The following is a 14,820-nucleotide window of genomic DNA, read 5'->3' as shown; positions in this document are numbered from 1 at the left end:
CGGTTGCCTTTATGCCACGGCTGTATGAAGAGCGGAGTCTACGAGACGTGCTCGGGCGCTCCTGCCATATGAGCGTGTCCATGTGCGCGAAGGCGCGGAAGCTCGACGGTTGCCACCATGACGCCGGTGAGGATGAGGGCAGCGCCAAGGAAGGCGATGGGGCTCAGGACCTCGCCGACCAGGAAAAACGAGAAGACGGCGGAGCAGACCGGCTCGAGCGAGAAGGCGAAGCCAGTGGTTTCGGCAGGTACGTGGGGCTGCACGAGCGTCTGGGTGATAAAGCCGTAGGCAGAGCAGATGAGTGCGAGCGCAACGATAACGACGATCTCGCTCGGCGTGCTGGGAAGCGTGAGGCCGCCAAAGGTAAATGCGGCGATACCCGAGAACAAGCCGCCGAAGCCCAGCTGCCAAACGCCCAGAGCCAGCGGATCGACTTCTTCGACAAAGCGCTTGGCGATGATAATGTGACCGGCATAGATAAAGGCCGAGAGCAGCATGATGATCGCGCCGGGATTCAGGCTGGTAAAGTCGGCGCCCGAGAGCAGCAACATGCCGCAGGTGACGATGGCGGTGCCGATGAGCACCTTGCGCTCGGGGGCGCGACGCAGCAGGGCCGCGTTGGCAAACGGCACGATCACGACCGTCAGGCTCTGCAAAAAGCCGGCGGTGGAGGCGGAGGTGAGGCTGGAGCCCAGGCACATGCAGGTGATTTCGGTTGCCATGATGGCGCCGATGATGGCGGCGCGGACCATCAGGTCACGGTTGATGCGCACCGCGTGCTTGTGGAAGAGCAGCAGGCAGGCCGCAAAGGCGATGATGCAGCGCAGCGCGACGATGCTCGTGGCGTTCATGCTGTCCATGCCGATCTTCATGAGGGGGTACGAAAAGCCCCATGCGACGGGAACGGAAAATGAGAGCGCGATTGCTTTTTTGCGATCCATGGGACTCCTTTTGTTACAGAACGGTTTCGCAAAAAGGATTCTGCTCCCAGATATGGATGTAGTAAAGCGAATGTATCTTCAGTATGATTAAGAAATACTAATGTTGGCAGAAAAAGCCCTGGTAAAACGTTTTACAGCTACATCGATGTGGAGGCACGATGGCATCGCGGTATCAGATTGTATGTATGGTGGTCGATTGCGGCAGTCTTAAGGGTGCGGCCGACGAGCTGGGCTATACGCAAAGTGCGGTGAGCCAGGCCGTCAAGGCGCTCGAGCGCGAGCTGGGCACCACGATTATCGAGCGCGGCAAGCAGGGTGTCTCGCTTACGCGCGACGGTAGGCAGTATCTGCCGTATCTGCGCCAGATCGTAACGGCCGAGGCCGAGCTCGAGGGCAAGCGTCAAGAGTTGCTGGGGCTTTCGTCGACTGATATTCGCATCGCGACGTTTACCAACGTGAGTCGTACCGTATTGCCGCGCGTGATCCGCGACTTTGGGGCCCTGCATCCGGGCGTACGCTTTACCCTCAAGCAGGGCGATTACACGCGCAACGCCCAGTGGGTGCACGATGGCGTGGTTGACTTTTGCTTTACGGCACGCGGATTTACCACGGGGCTTCAGAAGCGCGTGGTCTATCACGACGAGTTGGTGGCGCTGTTGCCGGCCGCCCATCCGCTGGCGGCAAAGGAAAAGGTGACGCTTGCCGACCTGGCGTCCGAACCGTTTGTGCTGCTGGATGAGGGCGAACAGAGTCTGGTGCTCGATGCCTTTGCCGCGCATGGGCTGTCGCCGCGCGTGACGAGTGAGGTTACCGACGACTACACCATTATGGCGATGGTGGAGGAGGGCCTAGGCGTGAGCATGCTCTACCGTCGTACGGTCGAGGGCATGAAGGCCGGTATCCGCGTGCGTCCCATCGTGCACGCTCCCTCGCGCGATGTGGTGGCGGCTTGGCGCAGCTGGGACACCATGCCTATCGCCACGAGGCGCTTTATCGACTATATGAGCTCGCATATTGTCAATTAATGACTGGCGTGACGTTGGGAGTGGTGATTAGCGGGCTGTCGCTTTGGCTTGCGCCAGACGGTAGGTGCGTGCCGGGTGACAGAGCAATACCGCCACGACCATAAAGAACGCCGTGGTGCCCAGGCTGATGGGGTAGACCATCATGATGTTCGCAAAGGTGCGGAAGTGCGGGAACACACAGAACACCCAGTAGAAGCGGATACCGCACACGCAGATCATGGTGATGAGGGCAGGCATGAGCGAGATGCCAAAGCCGCGCAGGTAGCCGGACATGTTTTCGTAGAACATGCTAAAGGCGTAGGCAGGGAAGATCGAGCACACGCGGATGTAGCCGATCGAGACGATGTTGGGGTCGCTGTTAAAGAGCGATAGGATCTCGCGTCCCAGACCGACGATAACGATAATCGTGGTGAGTGCAACGATACCGCCTTCGATCAGGCAGACCTTGAGCGTCTTGGTGCAGCGGTCGATTTGGCGGGCACCGTGGTTTTGTCCCACAAAGGTGGTGCAAGCCTGGCTAAAGCTGTTGAGCAGGTTGTAACACACATACTCCAGGCTCATGGCAGCGCTGGATGCCGCCATGACCTCGGTGCCCAGGCTGTTGATGGCGGACTGGATGATGATGTTAGCGACGGCAAAGACGGCGCTTTGGATGCCGGCGGGCAGGCCGATTTTAACGATGCGCTTGAGGGCGACGGGGTCTAAGCCTAAGTCGCGTGGGGTGACGCGGACGACGGAATCGGTCTTGAGCAGACGGATAAAGAGCGTGACTGCGCTGACGGTATAGGCGATGGCGGTGGCGATGGCGACACCCGCGACGCCCCAGTGGAGCACGGGGACAAAGATGAGGTCCAGGCCAATGTTGAGGACGGTGGACACGGCAAGCGCCTGCAGCGGCATGCGGGTGATGCCGACGGAGCGGAAGATTGCGGCCTCAAAGTTGTAGAGCAAGATCGAGGGCATGCTGAGCAAAAAGACGCGCAGGTAGAGCGATGCGAGCGGCATGGTTTCGTCAGGGACGTTGAGCGCGGCGAGCATGGGCTCGGCAAAGATCTCGCCCAGCGCGATGACGACAAAGCCCACGAGCGCCATTAAAATCGAGGTATGGACGGCGCGTTTGACCATGTTCTGATCGTTGCGGCCGATGGCGTTGGCGATGACCACGTTGGAGCCAAGCGACATGCCGATAAACAGGTTGAGCATAAGACTGGTAAGCGGAACATTGGAGCCGACCGCCGCCATGGCGAGGGTTCCCTGGTCGCCTGAGAAGTTACCGATGATGACCGTGGCGATGAGGTTCGATAGCTGCTCCAAGATGCTCGTGGCGGCCACGGGGAAGGCGAACAGGGGAATATTGCGCCACAGTGAGCCGGTGGTCATGTCAATGTGCTTAGATGCGGTGTCTGCCATACGCTCTCAATCTCTAACATGCTCATTCGTGCTTATTTGCGCAGACGATGATACTCCTAATCGACTAGTCGGCACTTAGGGACGTTCCTTTTCTGCCGGCAGTTGGGGACACTCCTTGTCTCCTCTATGACTAGGTGGGGGAGGCGTGCGACAATGGTGGGCGTTGTGTTGTCCGCGCTAAGGAGTTGCCATGTTGTTGTGTCCCGTTTGCCATGAGCCGTTGGTGGACGATGAGCGCGGTGCTGCATGCGCGGGCGGACATCGGTTTGACCGTGCGCGCGAGGGCTATCTGTATCTGCTGCGCTCGTCCAAGAGCGGCGACTCCATGGGCGATCCCAAGTCGCAGGCGCGCAGTCGTCGCGACTTTTTGAACCGCGGCTACTACGCGCCGTTGCGCGATGCGATGGTCGAGCTGGTGCGCGAGCAGGCGTCTGAGCGTGCGGCGTCTACGGGCGGCCCCATGACCTTGCTCGATATTTGCTGTGGCGAGGGCTACTACACCAGCGCCATGGGTGCGGTGCCGGGCGTGGATGCTTATGGGTTCGACCTGGGCAAAGAGATGGTGCGTCTGGCCGCCAAGCGCGGCGATGCGACCTACTTCGTGGCCAACATGAAGGACATCCCCGTGGCCGATGGCACCTTCGATATGGTGACCGAGCTCTTTGCCCCCTTTAACGAGCGCGAGTTTGCCCGCGTGCTGGCGCCCGAGGGCTCGCTCTACACCGTGGTGCCGGGCGCCCGTCATCTCTTTGGGCTCAAGGAGGTGCTCTACGACACGCCGTACCTTAACGACGAGAAGCTGCCGAAGACGACCGAGCTCGAGTTGGTGGGAACGCAGCGGGTGTCTGCGAACATTACGCTCCAGACACAGGCCGACATCGAGGCGGTGTTCCAGATGACGCCGTACTACTACCGCACGCGCCCTGCCGACAAAGAGCGCCTGGCAAACCTGGACACCCTTCAGACCGATATCGACTTCATCATCGCCGAGTACCGCCACTAACCTACCAAAAAGGGACAGGTTTATTTTGGCAGGTTTTATCTGGGCAAACGTAAAGGGCTGACCGCGGAGATGCGCGATCGGCCCTTTTTAGTTGCTTGGCTGCAGAGGCTATGAGAAGCGAGCGCTTACAGGCGGTCCTTGTTCTCGGCCTTGATGGCGTGCGCCTGCTGAACAAAGAACAGGTCGTACACCACGATGACAAAGGCGCCAAAGTTGATGGCGTCGCCGCCAAACGCGGGAAGCGTGAGCACCGCCTGGGCAAGCGTGGCGACTGCAGCAACGATACCGAGCTTAAACGCGCCGTCAACCTGCGAAGGCTTGTTGGCACCCTTGATGCCCGCAACGCCCGCGGCAAGATCGATGAGGCCCTTGGCGATAATCACGGCCGCGGCGAGCATGGCGTTCGATCCGTAGGTGGACTCGAACTTGCCGGTCGCGATGCCGGCGATTCCAATGACGAGACTGGCGATGCCCAGAACAAAATAAATCAGGGCAAGGATTTTGAGAGTCTTGCGAGTGAAGCTCATGGCTGGTCCTTTCGATACGAGTACGCCAACCTGGCGCACCCTATGTGCTGCACATATGGTGAAGCACATTGTAGTTCAACGCGGCGATGCATGCGCCTGAAAGCGTCTCTTGCCTGCACGGTTCAACCTTTCAAAAAGGAAAGCTGGACGTAAGTCAAATCGATGGCAGCGCATGCGCGGCGCTGCGATGATGAGGCCATGGTAAGAGCTGGACCGAAGGAGGAGCCATGATGTACGGAGTCAAGCAAGTGGATGAGCCGCGGTCACTGGGAAGGCGCATGAGTGATTCTGTGATCGCTGCCGTGTGCACGGTATTGATGGCTGTGCTTTGCATTGGGATGCTGTGGACCATGTCGCATGTGGGACAATAACGGACGGTTGGGTGCCAACTGAGGTGGCGCTCACGTATTCGTTTTGCTTGCTAAGGAGTGTCCATGGGCGTCGTCGATTCCTTTTCTGTTGCTCGGGCTGCTGGGCTCGAGCTCGTGCGGACGTCCGAGGGCCTTACGCTCACCGACGGCACGATGGAGTTGCGTGCCGATTTTGGCCGCATGCTTCCACGGCTCAAGCAGGGCCGTTTGCAGCAAGAGCTACTGGTTAAGGCCGCGCGCACAAAAGGCATCGAGCAGCCATGGGCGATTGACGCCACGGCAGGCTTTGGCGAGGATTCGCTGCTGCTGGCGGCAGCGGGCTTTACCGTCGATCTGTATGAACAGGACTGCGTGATCGCGGCGCTCCTCAAGGATGCCTTGGACCGCGCGGCGGATGATCCGGCGCTTGCGACTGCCGTGGCGCGTATGCGCTTACATGCGGGCGAGGACAGCATTGCCGGCCTTCGCCATACGGCTGAGCTGGTCGAGCGCGGTGAGCTCGCGGCTCCCGACGTGGTGTATCTGGACCCCATGTTTCCCGAGCGCACCAAGAGCGCGGCGGTTAAAAAGAAGTTCCAGCTCTTGCACCATTTGGAGCAGCCGTGCGCCGATGAGGAGACGCTGGTCGAAGCTGCGCTTGCACCGCACCCGCGCAAGGTTGTTATCAAGCGGCCGGTGAAGGGGCCGCTGCTTGCCGGCGTTAAGCCGAGCTATCAGCTTGCGGGCAAGGCCGTCCGCTACGATGTTTTGGTGCCGCCGCGCCCGTAGCCTGCGTGCGATGGCCGGCGATGTGTCGGTGCCGTGCCGCTGCGTGAGCGTCGCGCCGATGCGGCGCCTATTTCCAAGGGTGCGACGTCAGGTGCCACCCGCCGCAGTATTCACATTTGTAGCAGGCCAAGCCACGTCGTCCACGGTTTTCGCAGTCGGCCATAACGGCCTCGGCCTCGGCGCGTGTGTCGTAGCGGTTTTTGCGCTCGCACGACTTGTAGCGCCAAGCCTCATCGCGCTCGGCGTCCAGGGCATCGCGGCGCTCGTCCTCGCGCGCAAACAGGTCGCTCATATCGCCGCCGGTGGCAGCGCCCAAAAACTCGCTTTTGGCCTTTGACCAGGCGGCTCGCTTTTTGCTTCCCATCTGCTTCGTGCCCTTTCCAAACGCTGGTATCATTGCCCAATCAAAGTGATACCAATAAACGTGAGGTCGCCGCGTGATGATCAGAAAAACCCTCGATACCGACATTCCCGCCGTCATGGCTATCTATGACGCCGCCCGCGCCTTTATGCGCGCGCATGGCAACGCCACACAGTGGCCCGAGGGCACGCCTTCGGCCGAGCAGCTGGCTGCCGATATCGCCGCCGGTGGCAGCTATGTGTGCGAAGTCGACGGTCGCGTGGTGGCGACGTTTGCCTTTTTGCCGGGCCCGGACGAGTGCTATGACGTCATCGAGGACGGTCAGTGGCGTAGCGACACTCCGTACGCCGTACTGCACCGCGTGGCGTCCGACGGCACCGTGCACGGTATCGCGGCCGCGATGTTTGCCTTTGCCAAGGCGCGCGCTGACCACCTGCGTATCGACACGCACGCGGACAACCTGCCCATGCAGGGCGCGAGCATGAAAGCGGGGTTCGAGCGCGCCGGCGTCGTGTATGTGTCGGACGGCACGCCGCGTGTTGCGTTCGACTGGCTGCGCGAGGCATAAGAGCGAGGACGCGTATCAACAATCCATGTACATGAAAATGGCCCCGGGTGGGGCCATTTTTGGTCGCTGCGCTGTTAGGGGAGGTGCCGGCTTTCGCAAGGCGCGAACCTGCGAAAATCGCCGCGCGGCAACGCGGGGCGATGAGCTCGGTCGGGGGATAGGGCCCGCTTCGCCCGCCGGCCCGTAAATTGTATCATCCAGTGTGGAACGAGAATGCCCGTTGCCGCGTGCGGTGGGCTTGCAATAAGAGGAGAGCCATGTCGAAGCAAGCTGTCGTTGGAATCTTGGCGCATGTCGATGCCGGCAAGACTACGCTGGCCGAGGCCATGCTGTTCAACGCAGGTCGCATTCGCAAGCGCGGCCGTGTGGACGACGGCGACTCGCACCTGGATACCAACGCTATCGAACGCGAGCGCGGCATCACGATTTTCTCGTCGCAGGCTGTGCTCGATCACGACGAAACCCACGTTATGCTCGTGGACGCCCCCGGTCACGTGGATTTTTCAGCCGAGGCGGAGCGCACGTTACGCGCGCTCGACTACGCGATTTTGGTGGTAGGTGCCAACGACGGCGTGCAGGGACACACCGAAACCCTGTGGCGCCTGCTTGCGCGCTATGGCATCCCGACGTTCATCTTTATCAACAAGATCGACTTGGAGAATCCCGGCCGCGATGTTTTGCTGGCACAACTTGGGCGGCGTCTTTCCGGGGGCTGCCTGGATGCCAACGAACTGCTGGCGGGCGGTGCCGCTTGGGAGGACGCTGCCGCATTGGACGAGGCAGCCCTCGAGGAGTTTCTTGAGACGGGCGAGCTTTCCGTCGCAACGCTGTCGCGCATGGTTGCAGAGCGCAAGCTCTTTCCCTGCTTTGCCGGCTCGGCGCTCAGGGACCAAGGCGTGGGCGAGCTGCTGGATGGCATGTGTGCGCTGATGCGTGAGAGGGCGTGGCCGCCGGAGTTCGCCGCGCGTGTCTATCGTGTCAGCCGAGGCGTTCGCGGAGAGCGCTTGGCTTGGGTTAAAGTGACCGGCGGCACGCTGCGTGCAAAACAGATGATCGAGGGGCGCTCCGGTGCCGAGGCATGGGAGCAGAAAGTCGATCAGGTGCGCATCTATAACGGAGAGAAGTACGAGCTTGCCCAGGAAGTTGCCGCTGGCGGTATTTGTGCCGTGACGGGTCTTGCGCACGTTCGCCCGGGGGACGCCTTGGGTGCGGAGCCCGGGTGCGATGCACCCGTCATTGCGCCGGTCCTCACCTATACGGTGCTCCCGGGCGAACATGATGTCCATGCGGTGTTTAAAGCGCTGACCGAGTTGGCGGACGAAGACCCCATGCTCGGCGTAAGCTGGAATACGCATCTTGAGCAGATTCATTTGCAGTTGATGGGCGCCGTGCAGCTCGAGGTCGTGCAGCGGGTGTTGGCAGATCGCTTTGGTCTATCGATTGCGTTTGAGCCCGGCGGCATTCTCTATAAGGAGACTATTTCGCAGCCGGTTGAGGGCGTGGGCCACTTTGAGCCACTGCGCCACTATGCCGAGGTGCATCTGCGTCTGGAGCCGTTGCCAGCGGGTTCGGGCGTGCACTTTGGCACCGTGACCTCGACCGATGAGCTCGATCTTAACTGGCAACGTCTGGCGCTCACCAACGCCATGGAGCGCGACCACCTGGGCGTGCTGACCGGCTCGCCCATCACCGATGTGCGCATTACGCTCACGGGCGGCCGCGCGCATACCAAACACACCGAGGGCGGCGATTTTCGCCAGGCCACGTACCGCGCGATTCGCCAGGGTTTGATGCGGGCGCGCGAGGCCGGCACAGCCGTGCTGTTGGAGCCGTGGTACCACTTTGAGCTCGAGGTGCCGGGGGAGTGCGTGGGCCGGGCGCTCTCGGATGCCACGCGCATGGGTGCCGAGTACGAGCCGCCGACGATGGCGGGAGACCGGGCGAAGCTTGTGGGTCGCGTGCCGGCATCCGAGGTACAGGATTACGCGCTGGAGGTGGCTGCCTACACGAGCGGCCGCGGGCATCTGTACCTGGAGTTCGCCGGCTATGCGGCTTGCCATGATGCCGAGCGCGTCATCGAGACGGCCGCCTACGAGCCCGAGGCCGATCTGCCCAACACGCCCGATTCGGTCTTTTGCGCCCACGGCGCCGGTTACACGGTCAAATGGTACGACGTACCCGCCGCGGCGCACGTAAAGGTCGATCCTGCCACCTTCCGCCCCTATCGCCCCGCCGACGCAGAATTTTTCGGCCACATGTGACAAAGGGACTGTCCTCTTGTCACATTCAGTTGGTATAACTCGGTATAAGTTGGTATAACTATTATCAGCGTTTGCCAATCCGAGGAGGCCGACATGAATCCAAATCCCTTTAAGCCAACGGCTGGTAAGCGGCCTCCGGTGCTCATCGGTCGCGAGTCGGTCATCGAAGATTTTGAGGAAGGGCTCGATAACGGCGCCGGAGCGCCGGGCAGGCTCATGCTCATTACGGGAAACCGCGGCTGCGGCAAGACGGTTCTCCTGTGGGAGCTGCAACGTCTAGCCAATGAGCGCGGATGGGCGGTTGTCTCCGATTCCGCTTCGCTTGGCTTGTGCGATCGCCTGGCCGACGCGCTTCGCTCGAATAAACCCGTTGTGACGTCAATGGAGTTTGGGCCGTCGTTTGGCCGGATGTCGGTCGAGGCGGCGCGGGCAAAGGGCGAGACGTTGCGGGGGCTGGTCAACGAGCGTCTCAAGAAGCTCGGTCCAGGTAAGGGCATCCTGTTTGCGATTGACGAGGCTCAGTCCGCGTCTATCGAGGAGTTGGCGGCTCTTGCCGTTCTTTATCAGCAGGTGCTCGGAGATCAGGATGCCACGGGCTTGTCCGATAGCGACCAGCGCGGTCTTGCGCTGGTGTTCGCCGGCTTACCCAGTATGGTTGACGATTTGCTCGAAGAGCCGAGCGTGACGTTTTTACGGCGCGCCCAGCAGCGTACGTTGGGGGCGATTTCTTTGCCCAAGGTGCGCGATTCATATATCCAGACGGTTAAAGACGCTGGTCTTTACGTTGACGCGGAGGCGGCGGACCTTGCGGCGCGCAAGAGTATGGGGCATCCCTATATGGTTCAGCTGGTGGGATATTACATGTGGCGCTCTGCTGTCCGGCGCAACTCGCAGGTCATTGAAAGGCGCGATGTCGAGGATGGCCATGCGGATGCCGTCTCCGAGTTCTACGAAGCGGTCGATACGCCCCTGTATTACGGGCTGCGCAGTCCACAGCGCCTTTTTATCGAGGCCATGGCGGTTGACGAGGACAAACCGACGCGCATGGCGGATATCATTGAGCGCTGCGATCGCACCCAGAGCTGGGCGAGTAAATATCGCGCAAGCCTGATTCGCGAGCGCGTCATCGAGGCCGCCGGATACGGCCTCGTCCGGTTTGCCGTGCCCATGCTGGGCGAGTACATCCGCGAACGCATTTTATGGCATGAGTAGGGTGATAAAAGTGACGGAACAGAAGATGAGCCCGCAGGCTATCGAGGTGCGTGGCGCGCGCGTGCACAACCTCAAGGACATCGATATCGATATCCCGCTGGGAAGGCTCGTGGGTATTGCCGGCGTGTCGGGCTCGGGCAAGAGTTCGCTGGCGCTGGGAGTTCTTTATGCCGAGGGCTCGCGCCGTTACCTGGAGGCGCTCAGCACCTATACCCGCCGTCGTCTGACGCAGGCCGAGCACGCCCAGGTGGACGAGGTGCTGCACGTGCCGGCGGCACTCGCGTTGCATCAGCGTCCCAGTGTGCCGGGCGTGCGCTCGACCTTTGGCACCATGACCGAGCTCAACAATAGCCTGCGTCTGCTCTTTAGCCGCTGCGCCCATCACGTGTGCCCGCATTGTGGGGCGCGTGTGGAGCCGAGCCTTAACGTGGCTGCGGGCCTGTCGCTCACGTGCCCCGCATGCGGTCACGAGTTCTACGCGCCGGGCGCCGAGGACCTTGCCTTTAACAGCGGCGGCGCGTGTCCTACCTGCGGCGGTACCGGCGTCATGCGCGAGGTGGACGAGGCGAGTCTGGTGCCCGACGAGTCAAAGACCATCAACGAGGGCGCGGTGCTTCCCTGGGGCACGCTCATGTGGGATCTGATGAAGCAGGTGGCTGGCGAGATGGGTGTGCGCACCGACGTGCCGTTCAACCAGCTCACGCCTGCCGAGCGCGATACCGTGTTTCATGGTCCGGCGGTTAAGAAGCACATTCTTTACGTTCCCAAAAACGGCGAGGGCGCCACGCCGCTCGACTTTACCTATTACAACGCCGTCTATACCGTTGAGAATGCGCTCGCCAAGGTTAAGGACGATAAGGGACTTAAGCGCGTAGCTCGCTTTTTGCGCGAGGGCCCGTGCCGCGATTGCGGCGGCACGCGTCTCTCCGAGGCTGCGCGCCAGCCCCAGGTGCGTGGTATCAATCTGGCACAGGCGGCGGCCATGACGCTGGGCGAGGCGATTGAGTGGGTGCGCGAGGTGCCTTCATCCTTGCCGGCCGAGATGCGGCCCATGGCCGGGGACATCTGCGATTCGTTTTTGAGTACGGCCCGCCGCCTGGTCGACCTGGGCCTCGATTACCTTTCGCTCGACCGCGCCGGTGCCACGCTATCCACAGGTGAGCGCCAGCGCGTGCAACTTGCCCGCGTGGTGCGCAACCGATCGACGGGTGTGCTCTATGTGCTGGACGAGCCCTCGATCGGTTTGCATCCTGCCAATGTCGACGGCTTGGTAGGCGTGATGCGCGATTTGGTAGATGACGGCAACACCGTGGTCGTTGTCGATCACGACACACGCGTGCTGGCGGAAGCCGACTACCTGGTCGAAATGGGTCCCGTTGCCGGAGCGGGAGGCGGTAACGTGATCGCCGCTGGTACGGTGGATGAGGTCGAGCAATCGCAGGGCAGCCGCATTGCGCCGTTTTTGCGCTCGAATCCCAGGCGCTTACGCCCGCAGGTGACTGACGACGAACTATTCGACCACGGTCATATCCGCATGGCGACCGATGCCATGCATACCGTCAAATCGCTCGAAGTCGATATTCCGCGCGGCCGTCTTGTCGCGGTGACGGGCGTTTCGGGTTCGGGCAAGACGACGCTGGTGCTCGAGACGCTCATTCCGGCACTCAAGGCGCAGGCGGCCGGCGAGCGCCTGCCCAGGCACGTGCGCTGGGTCGATGCCGAGGGCATCGCGCGCGCCAACCTGATTGACGCCACGCCCATCGGCGCCAACGTGCGCTCGACGGTAGCGACCTATGCCGACATCCACGATGAGCTGCGCCGCGCCTTCGCCCGTACGTCCGAGGCCAAGGCAGCCGGCTACAAGGCGGGCGCATTTAGCTACAACACCGGCGCCTTGCGCTGCCCTACGTGCGATGGCACGGGTTCGATATCGCTCGACGTGCAGTTTTTGCCCGATGTCGAGATCGTCTGTCCCGCATGTCGTGGTTCGCGTTATGCAGACGCGGCTTCGCATATCCATCGCGAGGGCAAGGACGGCAGCCTGCTCACGTTGCCGCAGCTTATGGACATGAGTGTGGACGAGGCCCTCGACACTACGGTGGGACTCAAGAAAGTCCAGACGCGCCTGCAGACCCTGCACGACCTGGGCTTGGGCTACCTGACGCTCGGCGAGCCCACGCCGGCGCTTTCGGGCGGCGAGGCGCAGCGTCTTAAGCTTGCGAGCGAGATGGGCCGCGTGCAGGACAATGCCGTATTCGTGTTCGACGAGCCCACCATCGGCCTGCATCCGCTCGATGTTCAGGTGTTGCTGAGCGTGTTTGACGGCCTCGTTGCCAAGGGCGCCACGGTTATCGTGATCGAACACGACCTCGACCTTATCCGTAACGCCGATTACGTGATTGACATGGGCCCGGGCGGCGGCGACGCGGGCGGGCAAATCGTCTGCGCCGGCACGCCGGGCGACATCGTGGCGTGCTCCACAAGCATCACTGGCCGCTACCTATAACCGAATGTGACAAAGGGACCGTCTCTTTGTCACATTCCCGGAAAGCCTGTTTGGCGCAGAGCCTCGTAGAGGACGATGGCGGCGCTGTTGGAGAGGTTGAGGGCGCTGATGCGGTAGTCGTTCGGATCGACGAAGTTGCCGCAGATATCCTGCTGAAGGATGGCCTCGTGGCTGCCCTCGATATGCCCGAGCGATTCCTCGTGGGCTTCCCAGGCCTCGGCGTTGTCGAGCGAGTCGCAATCGCGCAGCATGGGAATGCGCTCGCAGCGCTCGGGCGCCGCGGCAAGCAGTGGCTCGGGAATCCCCGAGCTCTCGCTGCCAAAGACCAAGTAGTCGCCATCGCGGTAGGTACTTTGCGCATAGGTGCGGCGTGCCTTTTTGGTCAGCAGATGCAGGCGCTCGTCGGCGGGGGAGAGGCCGTTGCGCGCAAGGAAATCCTCCCAGCCGGCATAGGTCGTCACGTCCAAGTTTTGCCAGTAGCCCAGGCCGGCGCGACGCACTGTCTTGTCGTCGAGCGAAAACCCCAGCGGCTCCACCAGATGCAGGCGGGTACCGGTAACCACGCAAGTGCGGCCGATATTGCCCGTATTGGCCGGAATCTCGGGCGCATACAGCACAATGTTGAACATGAATCTCCTTGGCTCAGAACGAAAAACCACCACGAAGGGCACCTTCGTGGTGGTTTGGCGGTTACGTAGGCGGAAAAATACCCGCTTGGATAAACCTAGGCGCGGTGCCAGTCGGTCAGGCAGGCATCGAGGGAGGCGATGAGTGCGTCCTTGTCCATGTGACGGCCGATGATGCACAGGCTCGTCATGCGGTCGCCCGTCTCGTCGTCCCAAATCTGCATGATTTCGGGGTTCTCGTCGATAATCTTCTGCTTCTCGCCCTCGGGCGCAGAATCGACAAACAGGCCGTTTTCCATCAGACGCATCTGGTGGCCGGCCTGCTCAAACATGTAGCACATGTCCGGATCGCCGGTCTGCCACAGCGGGCCTTTGACGCGAATGACCTCGTCGGGCCACTCCTGCTCGACAAAATCGGTGAACTTCTGCAGGTCAAACGGCTTGCGGCGCGAGTACACAAAGGTCTCGATGTCGTACTCGAGCACTTCGGGGTTGTCGTGCTCCTCGGGATGCTCCATGGCCTCGATCCAGGCGGCGGAGTTGTAGGCGCGCATAAAGTCGAAGCGATCGGTGTCGAGCAGTTCCTCCATGGGAACCTCGCCGTTTTGGGCCTCGACAATCACGGCGTCCTTCTGCAGGCTGCGCACGATGGCCTTGAGCTCGGCAATCTGCTCAGGCGTGACGGTATCGGTCTTGTTGAGAATCAGCGTGGAGCAAAACTCGATCTGCTGAATGAGCAGGCTCTCGATGTCGTCCTCGTCAATGTCCTCGGCCAGCAGGTCGCGACCGCCGTTGAACTCGTCGTACATGCGGGCGCAGTCGACCACGGCCACGATGTTGTCGAGCGCAAGCTTGGGCTCGCCGCCAACCTTGGCCTCGTCGCAGAAGCTCGAGATGGTGTAGGCGATGGGGATAGGCTCGCAAATGCCCGAGGCCTCGATGATGATGTAGTCGAACTTGCCCGAATCGGCGATGCCCTGCAGCTGGTTGGCCAGGTCGTCCGAAAGCGTGCAGCAGATGCAGCCGTTGGTGAGCGGGATGAGGTCGTCGGTCTCGGAAAGGCCGCCGTCGGCGATGAGGCTGGCGTCGACGTTGATCTCGCCGATATCGTTGACGATCACGGCGGCGCGGATGCCGCCGTCGTTAGCGAGGATGTGGTTGAGCAGTGTGGTCTTGCCGGCACCGAGGTATCCGGTAAGCATGATGATCTTCACGGGTTTGTTGGGCATGTGCCCTCCTTT

At 61.5% G+C, this 14,820-nt stretch carries 13 protein-coding genes; 7 read left to right on the top strand and 6 right to left on the bottom strand.

Annotation, left to right across the window (positions count from 1 at the left end):
- Positions 1-38: 38 nt before the first annotated feature.
- Positions 39-941 carry a DMT family transporter gene (locus DWX63_RS04645; RefSeq protein WP_117842958.1) on the bottom strand — a complete coding sequence of 301 codons (903 nt, stop codon included), beginning with the start codon at positions 939-941 and terminating at the stop codon, positions 39-41.
- 158 nt (positions 942-1,099) lie between these two features.
- Here DWX63_RS04645 and DWX63_RS04640 point away from each other — a divergent pair, with 158 nt between their 5' ends.
- Positions 1,100-1,966, top strand: a complete 867-nt coding sequence (locus DWX63_RS04640) for a LysR family transcriptional regulator (RefSeq protein WP_117842957.1) — start codon at positions 1,100-1,102, stop codon at positions 1,964-1,966.
- Between the two features lie 27 nt (positions 1,967-1,993).
- Here DWX63_RS04640 and DWX63_RS04635 read toward each other — a convergent pair whose 3' ends face one another.
- Complete coding sequence (locus DWX63_RS04635) at positions 1,994-3,376, bottom strand: MATE family efflux transporter (RefSeq protein ID WP_117842956.1); 1,383 nt, start codon at positions 3,374-3,376, stop codon at positions 1,994-1,996.
- A gap of 190 nt (positions 3,377-3,566) precedes the next feature.
- Here DWX63_RS04635 and DWX63_RS04630 point away from each other — a divergent pair, with 190 nt between their 5' ends.
- Complete coding sequence (locus DWX63_RS04630) at positions 3,567-4,379, top strand: putative RNA methyltransferase (protein WP_117842955.1); 813 nt, start codon at positions 3,567-3,569, stop codon at positions 4,377-4,379.
- Positions 4,380-4,504: 125 nt separating this feature from the next.
- Here the strand turns inward: DWX63_RS04630 and DWX63_RS04625 are convergent, their stop codons facing one another.
- Entirely contained in the window at positions 4,505-4,906 is a 402-nt protein-coding gene (locus DWX63_RS04625; protein WP_117582847.1) for a hypothetical protein, read from the bottom strand.
- 434 nt (positions 4,907-5,340) lie between these two features.
- On the opposite strand from DWX63_RS04625, the gene DWX63_RS04620 reads away from it, so the two are divergent.
- The gene (locus DWX63_RS04620) at positions 5,341-6,045 is read left to right on the top strand and encodes a class I SAM-dependent methyltransferase (protein ID WP_117842954.1); all 705 of its coding nucleotides are present in this window, start codon (positions 5,341-5,343) and stop codon (positions 6,043-6,045) included.
- Between the two features lie 67 nt (positions 6,046-6,112).
- On the opposite strand, the gene DWX63_RS04615 is transcribed toward DWX63_RS04620, so the two are convergent.
- Complete coding sequence (locus DWX63_RS04615; RefSeq protein WP_055310006.1) at positions 6,113-6,409, bottom strand: hypothetical protein; 297 nt, start codon at positions 6,407-6,409, stop codon at positions 6,113-6,115.
- 76 nt (positions 6,410-6,485) lie between these two features.
- On the opposite strand from DWX63_RS04615, the gene DWX63_RS04610 reads away from it, so the two are divergent.
- The 4 genes from DWX63_RS04610 (at position 6,486) to DWX63_RS04595 (ending at position 12,953) form a co-directional block, all read left to right on the top strand.
- Positions 6,486-6,974 (top strand): N-acetyltransferase, encoded by a 489-nt coding sequence (locus DWX63_RS04610; RefSeq protein WP_117716525.1) that lies wholly within the window; start codon positions 6,486-6,488, stop codon positions 6,972-6,974.
- 257 nt (positions 6,975-7,231) lie between these two features.
- Positions 7,232-9,235, top strand: a complete 2,004-nt coding sequence (locus DWX63_RS04605; RefSeq protein WP_117842953.1) for a translation factor GTPase family protein — start codon at positions 7,232-7,234, stop codon at positions 9,233-9,235.
- A gap of 93 nt (positions 9,236-9,328) precedes the next feature.
- Entirely contained in the window at positions 9,329-10,447 is a 1,119-nt protein-coding gene (locus DWX63_RS04600) for an AAA family ATPase (protein WP_117842952.1), read from the top strand.
- A gap of 10 nt (positions 10,448-10,457) precedes the next feature.
- Complete coding sequence (locus DWX63_RS04595; protein WP_233514470.1) at positions 10,458-12,953, top strand: excinuclease ABC subunit UvrA; 2,496 nt, start codon at positions 10,458-10,460, stop codon at positions 12,951-12,953.
- A gap of 29 nt (positions 12,954-12,982) precedes the next feature.
- Here the strand turns inward: DWX63_RS04595 and DWX63_RS04590 are convergent, their stop codons facing one another.
- Together DWX63_RS04590 and DWX63_RS04585 are read right to left on the bottom strand one after the other, a co-directional pair.
- Positions 12,983-13,582: a tRNA (cytidine(34)-2'-O)-methyltransferase gene (locus DWX63_RS04590; protein ID WP_117842950.1), complete on the bottom strand. Its 600-nt coding sequence runs from the start codon at positions 13,580-13,582 to the stop codon at positions 12,983-12,985.
- 95 nt (positions 13,583-13,677) lie between these two features.
- Positions 13,678-14,808 (bottom strand): GTP-binding protein, encoded by a 1,131-nt coding sequence (locus tag DWX63_RS04585; protein ID WP_117842949.1) that lies wholly within the window; start codon positions 14,806-14,808, stop codon positions 13,678-13,680.
- Between the last annotated feature and the right edge of the window lie 12 nt (positions 14,809-14,820).

This window comes from Collinsella sp. AF20-14LB, from assembly GCF_003459505.1.
Classification (GTDB): Bacteria; Actinomycetota; Coriobacteriia; order Coriobacteriales; family Coriobacteriaceae; genus Collinsella.
Note: the sequence above shows the minus strand (reverse complement) of the source record. Positions and strands in the feature narration are given on the sequence as shown.